This is a genomic window from Sphingobium sp. KCTC 72723 (assembly GCF_014280435.1).
Taxonomy (GTDB): Bacteria; Pseudomonadota; Alphaproteobacteria; order Sphingomonadales; family Sphingomonadaceae; genus Sphingobium.
Map to the genome: position 1 here is coordinate 3,762,665 of NZ_CP060388.1, position 14,979 is coordinate 3,777,643.

The 14,979-nt window shown below is 63.8% G+C and carries 20 protein-coding genes; 4 read left to right on the forward strand and 16 right to left on the reverse strand.

The annotated features are described in order from the left end of the window. Window positions 1-9: 9 nt before the first annotated feature. Window positions 10-744 (forward strand): YggS family pyridoxal phosphate-dependent enzyme, encoded by a 735-nt coding sequence (locus SPBM01_RS18140; protein WP_188062908.1) that lies wholly within the window; start codon window positions 10-12, stop codon window positions 742-744. Here SPBM01_RS18140 and SPBM01_RS18145 read toward each other — a convergent pair. Both SPBM01_RS18145 and pdeM read right to left on the reverse strand, forming a co-directional pair. Then, window positions 722-3,544 (reverse strand): TonB-dependent receptor, encoded by a 2,823-nt coding sequence (locus SPBM01_RS18145; RefSeq protein WP_188062909.1) that lies wholly within the window; start codon window positions 3,542-3,544, stop codon window positions 722-724. The two genes, SPBM01_RS18140 and SPBM01_RS18145, sit on opposite strands and share 23 nt — an antisense overlap. A 189-nt stretch (window positions 3,545-3,733) precedes the next feature. Then, window positions 3,734-4,393 (reverse strand): ligase-associated DNA damage response endonuclease PdeM, encoded by a 660-nt coding sequence (pdeM, locus tag SPBM01_RS18150; protein ID WP_188062910.1) that lies wholly within the window; start codon window positions 4,391-4,393, stop codon window positions 3,734-3,736. A 64-nt stretch (window positions 4,394-4,457) separates the two neighbouring features. On the opposite strand from pdeM, the gene SPBM01_RS18155 reads away from it, so the two are divergent. After that, window positions 4,458-5,285, forward strand: coding sequence for a rhodanese-related sulfurtransferase (locus SPBM01_RS18155; protein WP_188062911.1), 828 nt, complete (start codon window positions 4,458-4,460; stop codon window positions 5,283-5,285). 52 nt (window positions 5,286-5,337) lie between these two features. On the opposite strand, the gene SPBM01_RS18160 is transcribed toward SPBM01_RS18155, so the two are convergent. The 3 genes from SPBM01_RS18160 to SPBM01_RS18170 are packed head-to-tail and all read right to left on the reverse strand — an operon-like array spanning window position 5,338 to window position 7,119. Then, the gene (locus SPBM01_RS18160) at window positions 5,338-6,000 is read right to left on the reverse strand and encodes a M48 family metallopeptidase (RefSeq protein WP_410483064.1); all 663 of its coding nucleotides are present in this window, start codon (window positions 5,998-6,000) and stop codon (window positions 5,338-5,340) included. A 34-nt stretch (window positions 6,001-6,034) separates the two neighbouring features. Beyond that, the gene (locus SPBM01_RS18165; RefSeq protein ID WP_188062913.1) at window positions 6,035-6,460 is read right to left on the reverse strand and encodes a YcgN family cysteine cluster protein; all 426 of its coding nucleotides are present in this window, start codon (window positions 6,458-6,460) and stop codon (window positions 6,035-6,037) included. A 5-nt stretch (window positions 6,461-6,465) separates the two neighbouring features. Beyond that, complete coding sequence (locus tag SPBM01_RS18170) at window positions 6,466-7,119, reverse strand: SCO family protein (RefSeq protein WP_188062914.1); 654 nt, start codon at window positions 7,117-7,119, stop codon at window positions 6,466-6,468. 41 nt (window positions 7,120-7,160) lie between these two features. On the opposite strand from SPBM01_RS18170, the gene SPBM01_RS18175 reads away from it, so the two are divergent. Next, window positions 7,161-7,772: an ankyrin repeat domain-containing protein gene (locus SPBM01_RS18175; protein WP_410483008.1), complete on the forward strand. Its 612-nt coding sequence runs from the start codon at window positions 7,161-7,163 to the stop codon at window positions 7,770-7,772. 11 nt (window positions 7,773-7,783) lie between these two features. On the opposite strand, the gene SPBM01_RS18180 is transcribed toward SPBM01_RS18175, so the two are convergent. Next, window positions 7,784-8,275 carry an MmcB family DNA repair protein gene (locus SPBM01_RS18180; RefSeq protein ID WP_188062915.1) on the reverse strand — a complete coding sequence of 164 codons (492 nt, stop codon included), beginning with the start codon at window positions 8,273-8,275 and terminating at the stop codon, window positions 7,784-7,786. 110 nt (window positions 8,276-8,385) lie between these two features. Then, window positions 8,386-8,985 carry a cell wall hydrolase gene (locus SPBM01_RS18185; RefSeq protein WP_262504456.1) on the reverse strand — a complete coding sequence of 200 codons (600 nt, stop codon included), beginning with the start codon at window positions 8,983-8,985 and terminating at the stop codon, window positions 8,386-8,388. On the opposite strand from SPBM01_RS18185, the gene SPBM01_RS22025 reads away from it, so the two are divergent. After that, on the forward strand, window positions 8,921-9,229 hold the full coding sequence (locus tag SPBM01_RS22025; protein ID WP_262504467.1) for a hypothetical protein: 309 nt from the start codon (window positions 8,921-8,923) through the stop codon (window positions 9,227-9,229). The genes SPBM01_RS18185 and SPBM01_RS22025 overlap by 65 nt on opposite strands. Window positions 9,230-9,237: 8 nt before the next feature. Here the strand turns inward: SPBM01_RS22025 and SPBM01_RS18190 are convergent, their stop codons facing one another. The 9 genes from SPBM01_RS18190 to SPBM01_RS18230 all read right to left on the reverse strand — a co-directional run bounded on the left by SPBM01_RS18190 (window position 9,238) and on the right by SPBM01_RS18230 (window position 14,941). Further along, window positions 9,238-9,549, reverse strand: coding sequence for a DUF1491 family protein (locus tag SPBM01_RS18190; protein ID WP_188062917.1), 312 nt, complete (start codon window positions 9,547-9,549; stop codon window positions 9,238-9,240). A gap of 31 nt (window positions 9,550-9,580) precedes the next feature. Beyond that, on the reverse strand, window positions 9,581-10,069 hold the full coding sequence (locus SPBM01_RS18195) for a PaaI family thioesterase (protein ID WP_188065814.1): 489 nt from the start codon (window positions 10,067-10,069) through the stop codon (window positions 9,581-9,583). Window positions 10,070-10,073: 4 nt separating this feature from the next. Further along, entirely contained in the window at window positions 10,074-10,541 is a 468-nt protein-coding gene (locus SPBM01_RS18200) for a PTS sugar transporter subunit IIA (protein ID WP_188062918.1), read from the reverse strand. Window positions 10,542-10,705: 164 nt separating this feature from the next. After that, window positions 10,706-11,302 carry a ribosome hibernation-promoting factor, HPF/YfiA family gene (hpf, locus tag SPBM01_RS18205; RefSeq protein WP_188062919.1) on the reverse strand — a complete coding sequence of 199 codons (597 nt, stop codon included), beginning with the start codon at window positions 11,300-11,302 and terminating at the stop codon, window positions 10,706-10,708. A 72-nt stretch (window positions 11,303-11,374) separates the two neighbouring features. Then, the gene (gene dnaQ, locus SPBM01_RS18210) at window positions 11,375-12,076 is read right to left on the reverse strand and encodes a DNA polymerase III subunit epsilon (protein WP_188062920.1); all 702 of its coding nucleotides are present in this window, start codon (window positions 12,074-12,076) and stop codon (window positions 11,375-11,377) included. Window positions 12,077-12,108: 32 nt separating this feature from the next. Beyond that, the gene (gene coaE, locus SPBM01_RS18215) at window positions 12,109-12,702 is read right to left on the reverse strand and encodes a dephospho-CoA kinase (protein ID WP_188062921.1); all 594 of its coding nucleotides are present in this window, start codon (window positions 12,700-12,702) and stop codon (window positions 12,109-12,111) included. Beyond that, the gene (gene aroE, locus SPBM01_RS18220) at window positions 12,703-13,527 is read right to left on the reverse strand and encodes a shikimate dehydrogenase (RefSeq protein ID WP_188062922.1); all 825 of its coding nucleotides are present in this window, start codon (window positions 13,525-13,527) and stop codon (window positions 12,703-12,705) included. Continuing rightward, window positions 13,524-14,117, reverse strand: coding sequence for a Maf family protein (locus tag SPBM01_RS18225; protein ID WP_188062923.1), 594 nt, complete (start codon window positions 14,115-14,117; stop codon window positions 13,524-13,526). Before SPBM01_RS18225 ends, aroE begins: the two co-directional genes overlap by 4 nt. Further along, window positions 14,114-14,941, reverse strand: a complete 828-nt coding sequence (locus SPBM01_RS18230; RefSeq protein WP_188062924.1) for a pyruvate, water dikinase regulatory protein — start codon at window positions 14,939-14,941, stop codon at window positions 14,114-14,116. Before SPBM01_RS18230 ends, SPBM01_RS18225 begins: the two co-directional genes overlap by 4 nt. Window positions 14,942-14,979: the final 38 nt, after the last annotated feature.

The window sequence follows — 14,979 nt, forward strand, 5'->3', positions numbered from 1 at the left end:
GCAGCCCGCATGACGACAGACAGCATCGAAGCCGCAGCGCGCCTGTCCGCCCTGCGCACCAGCATAGACCGCGCCGCCAGCCTGACCGGGCGCAGCGCCGACGACATCAGCCTGATCGCTGTGTCCAAGACGAAAGGGGCCGACGCGATCCGCCCGTTGATCGACGCGGGGCAGCGGATATTCGGTGAAAATCGCGTGCAGGAAAGCCAGGACAAATGGCCCGCCCTGCGCGAAGAATATCCCGACGTCGCCCTGCACCTCGTCGGCCAGTTGCAATCGAACAAGGCGGCGGACGCCATCGCGCTGTTCGATGTGATCCACAGTCTGGACCGCCCGTCGTTGCTCAACGCGCTCGCCAAAGCGATGGACGCAGCGGGCAAGCGCATCCCCTGCCATATTCAGGTCAATATCGGGGCGGAAGCGCAGAAGGGCGGCTGCGCCATTGCCGATGTCCCCGCGCTGATCGCCGCCGCGCGGGATGCGGACATTTCGCTGCTCGGCCTGATGGCCGTGCCACCGTCGACGCAAGAACCTGCCCCCTATTTCGCGCTGCTCGCAAAAATGGCGCGGGAGGAGGGTCTCCCGCGCCTGTCGATGGGCATGTCCAGCGATTATCAGACCGCGATCATGCTGGGCGCGACCGACATTCGCGTCGGCACCGCTTTGTTCGGGGAACGCCCGGCCGCTGCCCGGCCCGTGCCGGGCAGCGGCCGGGGGATGATCAGAAACTCCCCCGCAACGTGATGCCATAGGTGCGCGGTTCGGCGAGGTAGGAGGAGATCAGCTGGTTGGCCATCGGCGCGCCCTGTGCGAACTGGCCGGTGGTCGATGTCGCCGGGCTGCTCGACTGAAGCGGGCTGGAGAAGGACACCTGGGTATAATCCTGGTTGAAGATATTCTGGCCCCAGAATTCGATCGCCCAACGCTGGTCGGGTCCGCGCAAGCCCACGCGCGCATTGAAGATGGCATAGCCGTCCTGCCGCTTTTCGGGGAACAGGTCCGACCCGGTATTATAGTCGCTGGTCATGCGACCATCGACATAGAATAGCGCCGACAGTCCGCCCGTTCCGATGTCGGGCGTCCATGCCATGCTGGCGGTCGTCACCATCTTGGGCGCGTTGCTGTTGATGGATCCGGGCAGCAGGAACAAGGCCGGGTCCAGAGGCACCGCGCCATTGCCGCTACCCACCAGACGGTTGGCGAATTTCGCCTCCGCATAGGTGAAGCCGCCAGTGACGCGGAAATTGCGCGCCGGGGTGGCCGTCAGTTCCAGCTCGACACCCTGGCTGGTCAGCCCCGGCCCGACATCGTCCGCCGCGCAGGTGCGCGTGGCCGTCAGCGCGCCGTCGCAACCGTTGATATTCTGCACGACGAAGCTGGTGCCGTTAAAGGTGTTCAGCTGGAAATTCTTGAACTCCTGGCGGAAGGCAGCGACGTTCGCACTCCATTTGGGCTGGCTATATTTCAGGCCGACTTCGAAGGAATCCACCTTTTCGGCGGCAAAGCGCAGGCTGGTGACGTCGGCATTGGTGCGCGGCGCGAACACGGCAGGAACCGCGTTCAACCCGGTCGATCCCAACTGGAACCGGTCGAGGTTGAAGCCACCCGCCTTATAGCCCTTGGAATAGCTGCCATAGACCATCAACGGATCGGTCGGCTTCCACGACAGGACAGCCGTGCCGGAAAATTCCCCGTCGCTGATCTTGTCGTTGAGGTCGAGCGCGTTGAGACCCGTGGACGCATTGCCCAGGCACCCCAGCGTCAATATCCCGCCCGCCAGCGCCGCTGCGCTGCCCAATGCGGCATTGGTGGCGATGGGTGCCAAAGCAGGCTGCAACGCCGCGCAGGTCGCGTTATTATTGTTGAAATCGGCGGAAAAACGCTTGCTTTCATGGGTATAACGCAGCCCCAGCGTCAGATCGAGCGTCTTGGTCACATGGATGATATTGTGCGTGAACAGCGCCCAATTCTCGCTCTTTTGCCGATAAATGGACGCAATGTCGCCGGTGCCGGACGGAATGGCGGACAAAGCGCGCAGGCCATTGCCAAGCCCGGTGGAGATCGCCCCGGCCTGCCCGTTGGCGATGGCAGTCGCCTGCGCGGCGGGAACGCCCTGCGCGATCAGGCTGGCGCGGATCGCCGGGGCAAGGCCCGCATTCAGGTTCGCCTGCGTCCCGCTAATCAGTGCAGAGGTCGCAAGCCCGCTGCCACAGGCGGAAAGCTGCGCGGCAGAGAAGTTGCTGTTCGCACCCGCCCCGGCCATCAGGCGGCAGGCAGCAAAGCGGCCATAATCCGCGCCGAAACGGATATTATCCTGCAACGTCAGCCGTTCATTGGCATAATAGCCACCGACGAGCCAGTCGAGGGCGTCGCCAAAGGCCGAACCCTGTGCGCGCAATTCCTGCGTAAAGGTCTTGAACTGGCGATAGGTGTTGGGATCGCGGTAGAGCAGGTCGGCGCGATTATAGTCATAATCGCCATAGTCGCTGGACTTGTAATCGCGATAGGCAGTGATGCTGGTCAGCTTCACACCGCCCAGATCATAATTGACCTCGCCCGACACGCCCCAGTCCTTGAGCTTGCTGACATAGTCGCGGCCCGGCGTGGTTGTCAGGTTGCGGTCATAGGGGTCGGCGGCGATGACGCTGCCCTGCCCTGCCAGGATCGCGGCGATGCGGTTGAAATTGGCGCTATTATATCCGCCGCCCGCAGCCGGAGTCCGTTCCCGCGCCTCGGTATAGGCCGCGCCGCAGCAGCTTTCGTCGCGATTGGTATAATCGCCGATCAGCCGGATGGACAGGTCGTCATTCGGTTCGATCAGCGCCTGACCACGCACGAAATAACGGTCGCGGTCGTTGGTGTCGCCAATCTTGTTACCCGCCGTATCGACCAACGTGTAGAAACCGTCCCGCTTGGACCATACACCATCCAGGCTCAGCGCCACTCCTTGCGCTACTGGCCCGGTGACTCGGCCCGACAGCCGCCAATAATCATAATTGCCGTAAGTCATCTCACCCTTGGCACTGAACGTCTGTTCGGGGGCCTTGCTGATGATGTTGATCAGGCCCGCCGACGCATTGCGGCCAAACAATGTCCCTTGCGGCCCGCGCAGCACTTCGACGCGCTCGATCTCGCCCAGTTCATTGAGGCCCGCGCCGGTGCGCGAACGATACACCCCATCGATGAATACCGCGACGGAGCTTTCCAGACCCGGATTGTCGCCCACGGTGCCGATGCCGCGAATACGCGCCGACGCATTGGCTTCCGACCCGGTCGATGACACCAGCAGCGATGGCGCAAGCTGGTTGAGGGTGCGGATGTCGCTGGCGCCGCTATTCTGCATCGCGACTGCGCCCACCGCCGATACCGCGATCGGCACGTCGGACAGGGGGCTGGCGCGGCGCGTGGCGGTGACGATGATTTCGCTGCCGTCCGTGTCGGTCGCGGCCTGGGGTGCTGCGCTGTCCTGCGCAAAGGCAACCGGCGCGCCCATGCTGAGGGCAATCACACCTGCGGTCGTCAGCCAAAGGCTCTTGTCTGTCATGATCGTCTTATCCTCTCCTGGCCCGCACGGCTTTTGCTGCGTCGGGAACTGTTGTTGATTATGCTGCCACAGCAGGGCGAAGGCAAGAGAGCCTAGTTTTTCTGCGCTTTTTTGTGATGTGGGCAGCATGATCTTCACACCATGTTGCCTAAAGGCGACACCTTAAATTCCGGTTTCCGTTACGTCGCCTTACGATAACGGAAAGCGCAGCATCCGGTCCGCGACCGGCACCATGGCCGCCGCCCCCGGTCCCATCACCCGGCGAATGGCCCCATGACCGGCATCCAGCCCCCCGGTCAGCGCGCCCAGCGCGGGAAGAATCAATTTAGTGGCCGATCCCACGAAGCAGCGGCGCGACACGGCACGACCGCGCAGCGACAGGCGCAGCTTGGGGTGGAAGTGACCGGAAATTTCGGGGCTGGGGTCGTCCGCCTCCGCCTCATGCCGCAACCATATGCCTGCAACCTGCGCTTCATAGACGTGGCGGCCACCGGGCATGGCGGCCATACCAACATCATGATTGCCAGTGATCCAGGTCCATTGCAGCCGGTCGGTCAGTGCGTCCAGCCTAGCGCGCGCATCGCGGTCCAGCCGCGCCGCGCCGTCGGCATCGTGGAAACTGTCGCCCAGTGACCAGACCGCCTGCGCCCCCGTCCGCGCCACCAGCGCCTCGATCACGTCCAGCGTCGCTGCGCTGTCATGGGGGGGCAGGAACTGGCCGAAACGCGCATACCAGCTCGCTTTTTCGAAATGCAGGTCGGCAACCAGCAACGCGCGCTGCGCGGGCCAGAATAATGCCGCTTCAGGCATTGCCAGAAACTCGTGACCTGCGAACGAAAGGGGAACCATCGCACGGCTATGCGCCCATGTGTCCCGGCTTTCAAGCAGGGGCATAAGCGATTATAGGCGCACCATGTCCAGCTACACCGTCGCCGCCCTCTATCGCTTTGCCCGTTTCGCCGATCCGCACGCGCTGGCCGCCGACCTGCGCCCGCTCTGTGCCGACCTGCATATCTGCGGCACGCTGTTGCTGGCGGGGGAAGGGATCAACGGCACGGTCGCGGGCGGGGCGGATGCCATCGCCACGCTGATCGCCCATATCCGCACCCTGCCCGACTGCGCCGAACTGGACGTCAAATATGCGTTTGCGCACAGCGCGCCCTTTGCCCGGATGAAAGTGAAGGTGAAGGCGGAAATCGTCACGCTGGGCGTGGGCGATCTCGACCCCGTCAGCAATGCAGGGGCGCATCTCGACCCGGCCGAATGGAACGCGCTGATTGCCGATCCCGACACGGTCGTCATCGACACGCGCAATGCCTATGAAGTCGCGATCGGCACCTTCGACCGGGCAATCGACCCCGGCACCCGCGCCTTCAGGGATTTTCCCGACTGGTTCGATGGCTTCGCCGCCGACCTGAAGGCACAGGGCCGCACACCCAAGATCGCGATGTTCTGCACCGGCGGCATCCGCTGCGAAAAATCGACCGCGCTGGTGAAAGCGCGCGGCTTTGACGATGTCTATCATCTCAAGGGCGGCATATTGCGCTATCTGGAAGAAATGCCGGAAAGCGACAGCCGCTGGCAGGGCGATTGCTATGTATTCGATGAACGGGTGGCGGTGGGCCATGGCCTGACGCCGGGCGATTACAGCACCTGCCGCTCCTGCGGCCTGCCCTATCGCAACGACGCCCCCCATGACTGCCCCGCCGATGCGTCAGGCGCGTGGCCGCACCGTAGTTAGCATCAAAACCATCCTCCCCTACAAGGGGAGGATGCCATTACTACTCCACATTTCAACCAACATAGCGATGCAGCCCCGCCCCATGCGCGCGCAGCCAGGCGCGCGCGGACTTGGGATCCGCGCCATAGATGCGGGCATGGGCCGCGTGAAAGGCGGGGCTATGGTCCATGTGCAGCAAATGGGCCAGTTCATGCGCCACCGTCGCCCGGCGCACGGACGGCGGGGACAGGATCAGCCGCCAGCTATAGCGGATCACCCCCGACGACGTGCAACTGCCCCAGCGGCTGCGCGGATCGCCAACGCCCACCGACGCGACGATCAGGCCGTTGTCCCGCGCCATTTCATGCGTGTCCGTGTCCAGCACCGCTTTCGCCCGACCCTTCAGCCAGCGCAAGACCCGCGCAGGCACAGATTCCGCCGCCCCACCCAGCAGCAGCCTGTCGCCCTCCAGCCTGATCGTCCGGGTCGCCCCCGCCTGCCAGCAGATGCGCACGTCGCGTCCCTCCAGCGGAAAGACCGCGCCATCGTTCAGCATCGTGACAGCAGGCTGCCTGGCCATCTGGTCGCGCACCCAGGCTTCATGATCCTGCGCCCAACCCAGCGCGCGTTTTAGGCTGGCACGCACCGGCATCGACAGGCGCAACTCCCCGCGCGCCCCGTCGATCGTCAGGCGGTAGGCCCGCGCCCGCGCCGACCGGCGCACCCGCACCGGCATCGCGACGCCATCGATCAGGATCGCAGCGTCAGGATCAGATATCGCGGTCGACAAGATGATTTTCCAGATCGCCCGCTTCGGCTTCGGCGACGGTCCAGCCGCGCACCGATTCCTGCGCGCGATGCACCGCTTCCCGGTCGCCGCTGACCAGATAATGCCAATCGGGCAGGGGCTTGCCTTCTTCGCGCAGGCGATAGGCGCAGGTGCGCGGCAGCCAGCCGATCTGCTTGACCTTCGCCGGGGTCAGCCGCACGCAATCGGGGACGAATTTGCGCCGGTTCTTGTAACTGGTGCATTGCCCGCTGTGCCGGTCGAGCAGGCGGCAGGCGACGTTGGTGGGGTATATTCGCCCCGTATCCTCATCCTCCGCCTTGTGCAGGCAGCATTTGCCGCACCCGTCGCACAAGGCTTCCCATTGTGCGGCGTCCAGCGTGTGGAGCGGCTTTTCCCAGAAGTTCAAGCCACTCACCTGACCCATTTTTCGAGGAAGGCGAGAATCTTGTCCGGCGCACCTTCGTCCACGTCCGGCGTGCCGGGGTCGTCCACAGGCACCAGCGCCACCGGCTTGCCATCGCCATCGAACAGATAGGGGGTGCGGCTGTGGCTGACCAGATAGTCGCTGGCGCCCGGCTTGCCCTCGATATTGTAGAGGACGACGAAATCCTTGGCGACCCTGGCGATCTGTTCGGGCGTGCCGGTCAGGCCGATGAGGCGCGGATGGAAGGCCGCGACATAGGTTTTAAGGACAGCGGGGGTATCGCGCTTGGGATCGACGCTGATCAGCATCGGCTGCACCTTTGCCGCGCGGTCGGGCGCGGCTTTCTCGAACCGGGCAAAGGCCTGCATGATGCGTTGCAGGTCTACCGGGCAAACATCGGGGCAATAGGTATAGCCGAAATAGACGAGGCGGTATTTGCCCTTATAATCGTCCCAGCGCACGGGCTGGCCATCCTGCCCCGTCAGGGTGAAAGGCGCGCCGATGCGCGCACCGGCCAGTTCGCCCAGCGCGCTGTCGCCGCTTGATGCGTTGCCGTCCGCCCCCATATTGCAGGCAGCCAGCAGGGCCAGCAGCGGCAGGACGAGCGCGAGAGATGCTTTGTTCATGGTGCCACCAGCCATGCCTTGCTATGGGCGGATTTGCAAATGCAACGGGGCGCAGAATGATGAAGAGGCTTGTTTCCGCTTTTCTTGGGTCGATGGCACTGGCGCTGCTGGTTCCCGGCCCTGCGCAGGCGCAGTTTTCCGACAATTATAATTTTCTCAAAGCGATCAAGGACAAGGACGGGCAGAAAGTCACTGACCTGATCCAGAAACCCGGATCCACCGTGATCAACAGCCGCGACGTGTCCACCGGGCAAAATGCGCTGCATATCGTCATTGCCCGGCGCGATGCGACATGGCTGTCCTTCTTGCTGGGGAAGGGGGCCAATCCCAATCTGGCCGACAATGCGGGCAACACGCCATTGATGAACGCGGTGCAAAATCGGTTCGAGGAAGGCGTGCAGACTCTGCTTTTGGGCGGGGCGCAGGTGGACAAGGTCAATGGCAGCGGCGAAACCCCGCTGATCCGCGCGGTGCAACTGCGCGATCTTACCCTTGTCCGCCTGCTGGTGGCCAAGGGGGCCAATCCCGACAGGCGTGACACGATCGCGGGCATGTCCGCCCGCGACTATGCCACCCGCGACGGCCGCACCCCCGGCCTGGTCGAAGCGCTGGCTGCGGCCAAGAGCAGCAGCGCGCCCAAGGGGCCTGTGCAGGGTCCGACATTCTGATCCGCTGACCCCTACCACCCCAGCTCGGCAGCATGATCCGGGTCGGACAGCGCGGTCAGCCGCCGCGCGGCCCGGCGCGCGAAACGCAGCGTCTCTGCCTTGCGCCGGGCGGCGGCCAGCGGTTCGACCGGGGCAGGGCGGACCAGTTCGGCATCATATTGGTCCGCCACGATCAATCCGGTGCGCGTCGGCCATAATGATTCGCTGTCGAACAGGCCAATGTCGAACCCGGCTGGCACCGCCCAGAAGAAACGGTCGCAATAATCGAAATAGTCGGGCCATTTCTGGTCCCCCAGCAAGTCCGCCCGGCTGCACTTGATTTCCACGATGGTCAGCCGCCCAGCCGCGTCGATCGCCATGATGTCGGCGCGGCGGCCATTGGGCAGCGGCACTTCCAATATCCCGCTCATGTCGTGGCGATAGAATAGCCGCAACGTCCCCCGCGCCACCGCCAATGCAGTGCCATCGGTCAGCGGCGAACAGGTTTGGGCAGCATCACTCATGCCCCGACATTAGAACATGTCAGGAACAAAAGAAAAGGCCGATTCGGACAATCCCGAACCGGCCTTTGTATTTTGTCTTTCGCCGTGGCGCGCATCACGCGCGCTAATATTCAGCGATAAAAGATATGATTGTCGATCATGGCCAGCTTGGCCTTGCCCCAACCCGGCGAAACGCGGCGGGCGTGGAAGAACAATGCGCCTTCGGCCCGGCTGTCCCAGCCGTCGTTCATCGCGATCTGGGCGATGGCAACGGCTTCGCGCCAGCTTTCGCTCTGCGCGCGCACCGGCGGCATGGCCCGCCCCCGCACGAAACTGAACTGGCTGGGCTGATAGACGACACCGCACAGGCTGTCGGCGAAACGGCCCGACTTCGCCCGGTTGATGATCACCCGCGCGACGGCCAGCTGGCCTTCCAGGCTTTCGCCCTTGGATTCGAAATAGACGGCCCCGGCCAGGCACTGCATGTCGCCGTCGAGCGATTCGGGCGCGCCATGGGCATCGACCAGAGCCGCGAGGCTGCTTGCTGCAAAATTGGAAGAGGTGGGGAAATCGGAACCGGCATTGGGCGCGGAAACCAGCGGCTGCACGATTTCGCGCGGCGCGGAGAAAGTGACGGCGGGCTTTGCCTCGGCCGCAGGCGCTGTCATGGTCAGCGCAGTATCCCTGGGAAGGGAAGCTGCCGACGGGATCGTTTCACCAGCGATCGACATGTCGGAAGCAGAAACCGCCGCAGCGGCCGATAAGGTAAATGCCGCGAAGATGGCGGCTTTCAGACGGAAACTCATTATAACTCAAAAACATGCGGTTCTTGGCCGGAAACGTTGTTTTGTAACCCATATTCGCCAACGTCTGGCCGCCCCCCGTCTGCGTGTTTACCGCGTCCGCCCCCCTTGGACGACTGCGGCAACCTGCGCGTTCAGCGTGGGCGGCGCTTTGCACAACACGTTGCGATGAGTCAACGATCAGCAGATCGTTTCAGCGGCGAACCGTTCCGCTTCCGGGATGTCGAGTTCGATTATCCACAGGTCGGGGTCCGACTTGCGGCGGCGCGCAACATAATGTGCCATCGCCTCCGGCCCCTCCTCCGGGGAAGGACCACAGCGCATCAACGCATAACCGCCGGCAAAGTTCGATACCCGCTCGAAAAGGCCGACATCCTGCCCCTTGTCGACCGCCTGGACCAGAATCACGCCGCTGATTTCGTCGCCCTTCGCCAAAATCGTGGCAAAGCCGCCAGCCGCATTCACGCGCCGCCGCAGCGCACCGACCAGCATGGCGGTGGTAAGGCGGGCCGGCTCGGTCAGGCTAGTCGCCCTGCTCCGGCGCCTGTTCCGGCGCACGTCGCGGCCCATATCCCGGCAAAGACGCCAGCGGAAATTGGGACCGCATGAACGTGCCGGTGCCGCGCCCGACTTCCTCGCCATCCTGATCGATCAGGCTGGCTTCGGCAACATAGACGCGGCGCTTGCCGCTGATCCAGCGTCCCTCGGCCCGGATGCGCCCCGGACCGATCGGCCGGGTAAACAACAGGTTGAAGGCGGTGGTCAGCAGGAATCGGTCGCTGACCAGGCTATTGGCGGCATAGAAAGCCGCATCGTCCAGCATCTTGAAATAGATGGTGCCATGCACCGCGCCTGCCGCGTGAAACTGATTTTCGTCCACGTCGAAATCGATGACCGAACGCCCCGGTTCGGTGATGGTCAGGGCAGAGGGGAACAGGCGATTGATCGGCGCGGACCGATAGAGATTTTCCAGCGCGCGGAAATGCGCCGTTTCGCCGCTCGCCGGGACCATGGTCTCAGGCTGCGTCACGCGCCCCGCCACCGGCCAGCAGGGCGTGCAGCGCTGCGGTCGATTTGGCACCGCGCAAACGCGCCACCTGCGCCTCGTCGCGCAGATAGCGGGACACCCGCGCCAGCGTCTTGAGATGTTCAGCCCCGCTATCGACTGGCGAAAGCAGCGCAAACACGACATCGACCGGCGCATCGTCCACCGCGTCGAACGCCACGGCCGGTTCCAGCAGCACGACGACGCCGCACATCCGGTCCAGCCCGGCAATCTTGGCATGGGGAATGGCAACGCCGCCGCCAAAGCCGGTCGACCCCAGACGTTCGCGTTCGAACAGGGCGTCACCCACCATGTCCGCTTCCAGATCATAGGCGCAGGCGGCCAGCGCCGCGATCTTCTGGAACAACTGCTTCTTGCCGTTGACCGACAGGCTCGTGGCCAGCGCGTCAGCGGAAACGATGTCGTGGAAATCAACCATGGGCAATCCGAACCGGCCGAGCCGCGCCCAGCCTTGGAAGTCTTATGCGCGATGCTCTGGGAATAACAAGTCCGGCCCCATAAGCCGCCTGCACCATCAGGTCAACAGGCGGCCCGTGGCGGGCGGGGTCCGTTCAGCGGTTCCGAACGTCCCCACCCATCTCGTCAGACACGGGGTTCTACCCAACCAATCGTGCCGTCATGGCGACGATAGACCATATTATAGGCCGCCGTTCCGGCATTGACGAACAACAGCGCATTGGTGTTGCGCAGGTCCAGCATCATCACCGCGTCCGACACGCTCGCTTCGGGAATATCGACGCGCGTTTCCGCGACGATCAGCGGCGCATCGGCCATTTCCTCTTCTTCCGCAGCAGCAGCAGCGAAGATGGTGTAGCCCGCGCCGTCGATGTCATCGACGCTGTAACTGCTCACCCGCTGCGCTTCGGCGGCGGCGGACTGGGTATGACGGTCTTTCAGGCGACGCATATAACGGCGCAATTGCTTTTCGATGCGGTCGGCCGCCTGGTCGAATGCGGGATGCGCCTCCTGCGCCTCGCCCGATCCTTTCAGGATCAGACCGGCCATGACATGGCACACAATGTCGCAGTGAAAGGCACCATGGGGGGCGGTGCGGAAGGTCACCTGAGCGGAGATCGCGCGCGAGAAATATTTCTCGGCGATCGCTTCGAGCCGGTCGGCGACATGACTTTTGAGCGCTTCGCCCGTGTCGACCTGATGCCCGGAAACACGAATATCCATATGCCTTCTCCTTATTTTTGCCCGACCGCCAGGAAAACGGCCGGGTTGCCATGGAGGCGACAAGCGGCCTGTTCAGCCCGTCTGCGCCTCCTCCAGCCAAAGCGGCTTGTCGAGCGTCGCGACGAACGCTCCATGCCGTTCCAGCTCCGCCGCGCTCGCCGCAAAGACGCGCGCGGGACGAACAGGGCGAACCTGCGTCATTGCCGCATGTTCCGCCCCGCCACTCTCTTTTGCTTCCTCCCGTGCAAGACCAAGGCCGATCTGACGGCCCCCGGTCAGTTCGATGTAAAGCTGCGCCAGCAATTCGGCGTCGAGCAACGCGCCATGCTTGACGCGATGGCTGCGGTCGATGCCGTATCGGGTGCAAAGCGCGTCCAGGCTATGCTTGGCGCCGGGGTGCAGCGTGCGGGCGATCGCCACAGTGTCGATCATCCGGTCCATCGACACCGGCGGCCGCCCGCACAGCTTCAATTCATGGTTGAGGAAGCCGAAATCGAACCGCGCATTATGCGCCACCAGCGGGCTGTCCTCCAGAAAGGCCAGCAATGGCTCTACCCCGGCGGCGAACAGCGGCTTGTCTTTCAGGAAATTGGTGGACAGGCCATGCACGGCCTCGGCGGCGGGCGGCATGTCGCGCTGGGGATTATAATAAGCGTGGAACGTGCGCCCGCTGGCCACGCGGTTGATGAGTTCGATACAGCCGATCTCGACCATCCTGTCACCGGATGCCGGGTCGAACCCTGTCGTTTCGGTATCGAAAATAATCTCGCGCATCGCCCTCTTCATATCGACTCTTGGGCCAACCCTTATCGACCTGTCTTTGCGCTAAGGCAAGCGACCAGACGCCTGACCTGCGCGCGCGTGTCGGTAAAGGTGGTGCCGGTGTGGATGATATGGTCCGCGCGCCGCCGCTTTTCCGCGTCGGGAGTTTGCAAGCCTCTGATCTGGCGGAATTTCGCGACGCTCATCCCCGGTCGCGCCAGCACCCGCTTGCGCTGTTTCCACGCCGGCGCGCTCACCACGATCACGCCGGTCAGCCGTTTCTGCCCGCCCGTCTCGAACAATAATGGAATGTCCAGAATAATGAACTTGCGCGCCCGGTGCCGCCGCAGGAACGCGCTGCGTGCGTCCCGCACCGCCGGGTGGACGATCGCTTCGAGCGCGCGCCGTTCGTGCGGATGACCAAACACCGCCGCGCCCAGCTTCGCCCGGTCGACCCCCTGCGGCCCGGTGGTGCCGGGAAAACGCGCCTCGATTCGCGCGAGCAACGCACCGCCCGGTCCCTGCAACCGATGCACTTCCGCGTCCGCGTCGAACAGCGGCACGCCTTCGCGCCGGAACATCGCGGCCACGGCGGATTTGCCCATGCCGATCGACCCGGTCAGGCCATAGACCTTCATTCAGTCCGCCGACAGCAGCAGCGCGCGTAGATCCGCGTCCAATTCACGCGGCGCCTGCGCATCGAAGAATATATCGAACGCCAGCGCCGCCTGCCCGATCAGCATTTCCAGCCCATCGAGCGTTTTCAGACCGCGATCCCGCGCCGCTTTCAACAACCCTGTCTCCAGCGGCGTATAGACGATGTCATAGACGGTCGCGCTGGCGGGCAGGGGGGTCAGGTCCAGGTCCAGCACCGGCTGCCCCACCATGCCCAGCGACGTGCCGTTCACCAGCAGGTCGCAGGCAGGCAGCGCCGCGTCCATGCCGATCACCTGTCCCTTGACGCCCGCATGGTCCAGCATCGCTTGGCCCCGCGCCACGTCGCGCGCCATGATGGTGATGTTCGGCACGCCCAGGCTGGTCAGCGCGAACAATATCGCCCGCGCCGCGCCGCCCGCGCCAATGATCGTGGCGCTGCGCCCCTTCCACTTGTCACGCAGCAACGGCTGGAGGAATCCGCCCGCATCGGTATTGGTGCCGATCAGCGGCCCCCCGGTTTCGCTGGCGATCGTGTTCATCGCGCCGATGCGTGTCCGCACCCCGCCCGGATCATCGGTAAAATCCATCACCGCTATCTTGTGCGGAATCGTGACATTGCACCCCAGCCAGTCGGGATCGGCGCGCCGTTGCAGAAAATAGGCCGCCAAACCGTCTGGCGTCACATGGGTCTTGCGATATTCCGCCTCGATATTCAGCGCTTGCAGCCAGAAATTATGAATCAGCGGCGATTTGCTATGGCCGATCGGGTCGCCGATCACTTCGGCGTAGGGGAGGGCGTCACTCATGCCGCCAAAACGCCACGCACACGCAAAAAGTCAAGCAGCGGCAATAGCGGCAAGCCCTGAATCGCAAACTGGCTGCCCTCGACCTTGCTGAACAATTGCGCGCCCGGTCCCTCGATCCGGTAACAGCCCACGCACCAGCGCAATGCGTCCCAGTCGCTGTCCAGATAGGCGGCAATAAACGCCTCGCTCAAAGGCCGCACATGCATCCGCACCCGCTCGACATGCCGCCAGATCGCTTCGCCATTCAGGCTGATGACCGCCGCACTGTGCAGATGATGCACGCGCCCCGACAGCAGGCGCAAAATGCGCGCCGCATCCTCCCGGTCCACGGCCTTGTCGATCATGCTCCCGTCATCGAGCGACAATGTCTGGTCGCACCCCAGCACCAGCGCGCCCGGCACCCGGCGCGATACTTTGAGCGCCTTCAATTCCGCCAGCGCATCGGCCAATGCCCGCGCGTCCAGCCCGTCGGCGCGCAACGCATCCTTCGCCGCGTCCTCGTCCACGCCGGGCGACATCGCCTCGAACGGCACCTGCGCGGCGGTCAGCATGGCGCGCCGACTGGCGCTTTGCGACGCCAGCACGATCATAGCGATGCTCCACTTTTCAACGCATGATCGTTGAACAGATTGATGATCGCGGCGGCCGCTTCCTCGATCGACCGGCGCGTCATGTCGATCACCGGCCAGCCATTGTCGGCGAACAGACGCCGGGCAAAGGACAATTCCTCCTGTACCTTGTCATTGTCGACATAGGCCGTCTCCGGCGCCTGATTGAGCGAGAGCAGCCGGTTGCGGCGAATCTGGATCAACCGTTCGGGACTGACGGTCAGCCCCACGACCATGGGATGTTTCAGGCTGTAGAGGTTCCGGGGCGGCGGCGATTCCGGCACCAGCGGGATATTGGCGGTCTTGTATCCGCGATTGGCAAGATAGATCGACGTCGGCGTCTTGGACGCACGCGACACGCCTGCCAGCACGATGTCGGCTTCCTCCCAATTTTCATGGCCCACCCCGTCATCATGGGCAATGGTGAACTGGATCGCTTCGATCCGCGCGAAATAGGCTTCGTCGAGAATATGTTTGCGCCCCGGCCGGGTTCGGGTTTCCTGCCCCAATATGTTGGACAGCGCGTCCGCCACGCTGTCGAGCGCCGCGACATGGGGCAGGCCCAGCGCCCGGCACCGCGTTTCCAGCCGCTTGCGCAACGGATGGTTGGTCAGCGTGAACAGCACCAGCCCCGGATTGGCGGCAATATCCTCCATGATCCGGTCGAGATGCACTTCGGACCGCACCATCGGCCAGAAATGCCGGATCGCCTCGACATTTTCGAACAGGCCGATCGCGGCCTTGGCGATATTTTCCAGCGTTTCGCCGGTAGAGTCCGAAAGGAGGTGGAGATGGATGCGCGCCATGGGCATATCTGTGTGGGCAGGCTGTGGATAAAGCAAGG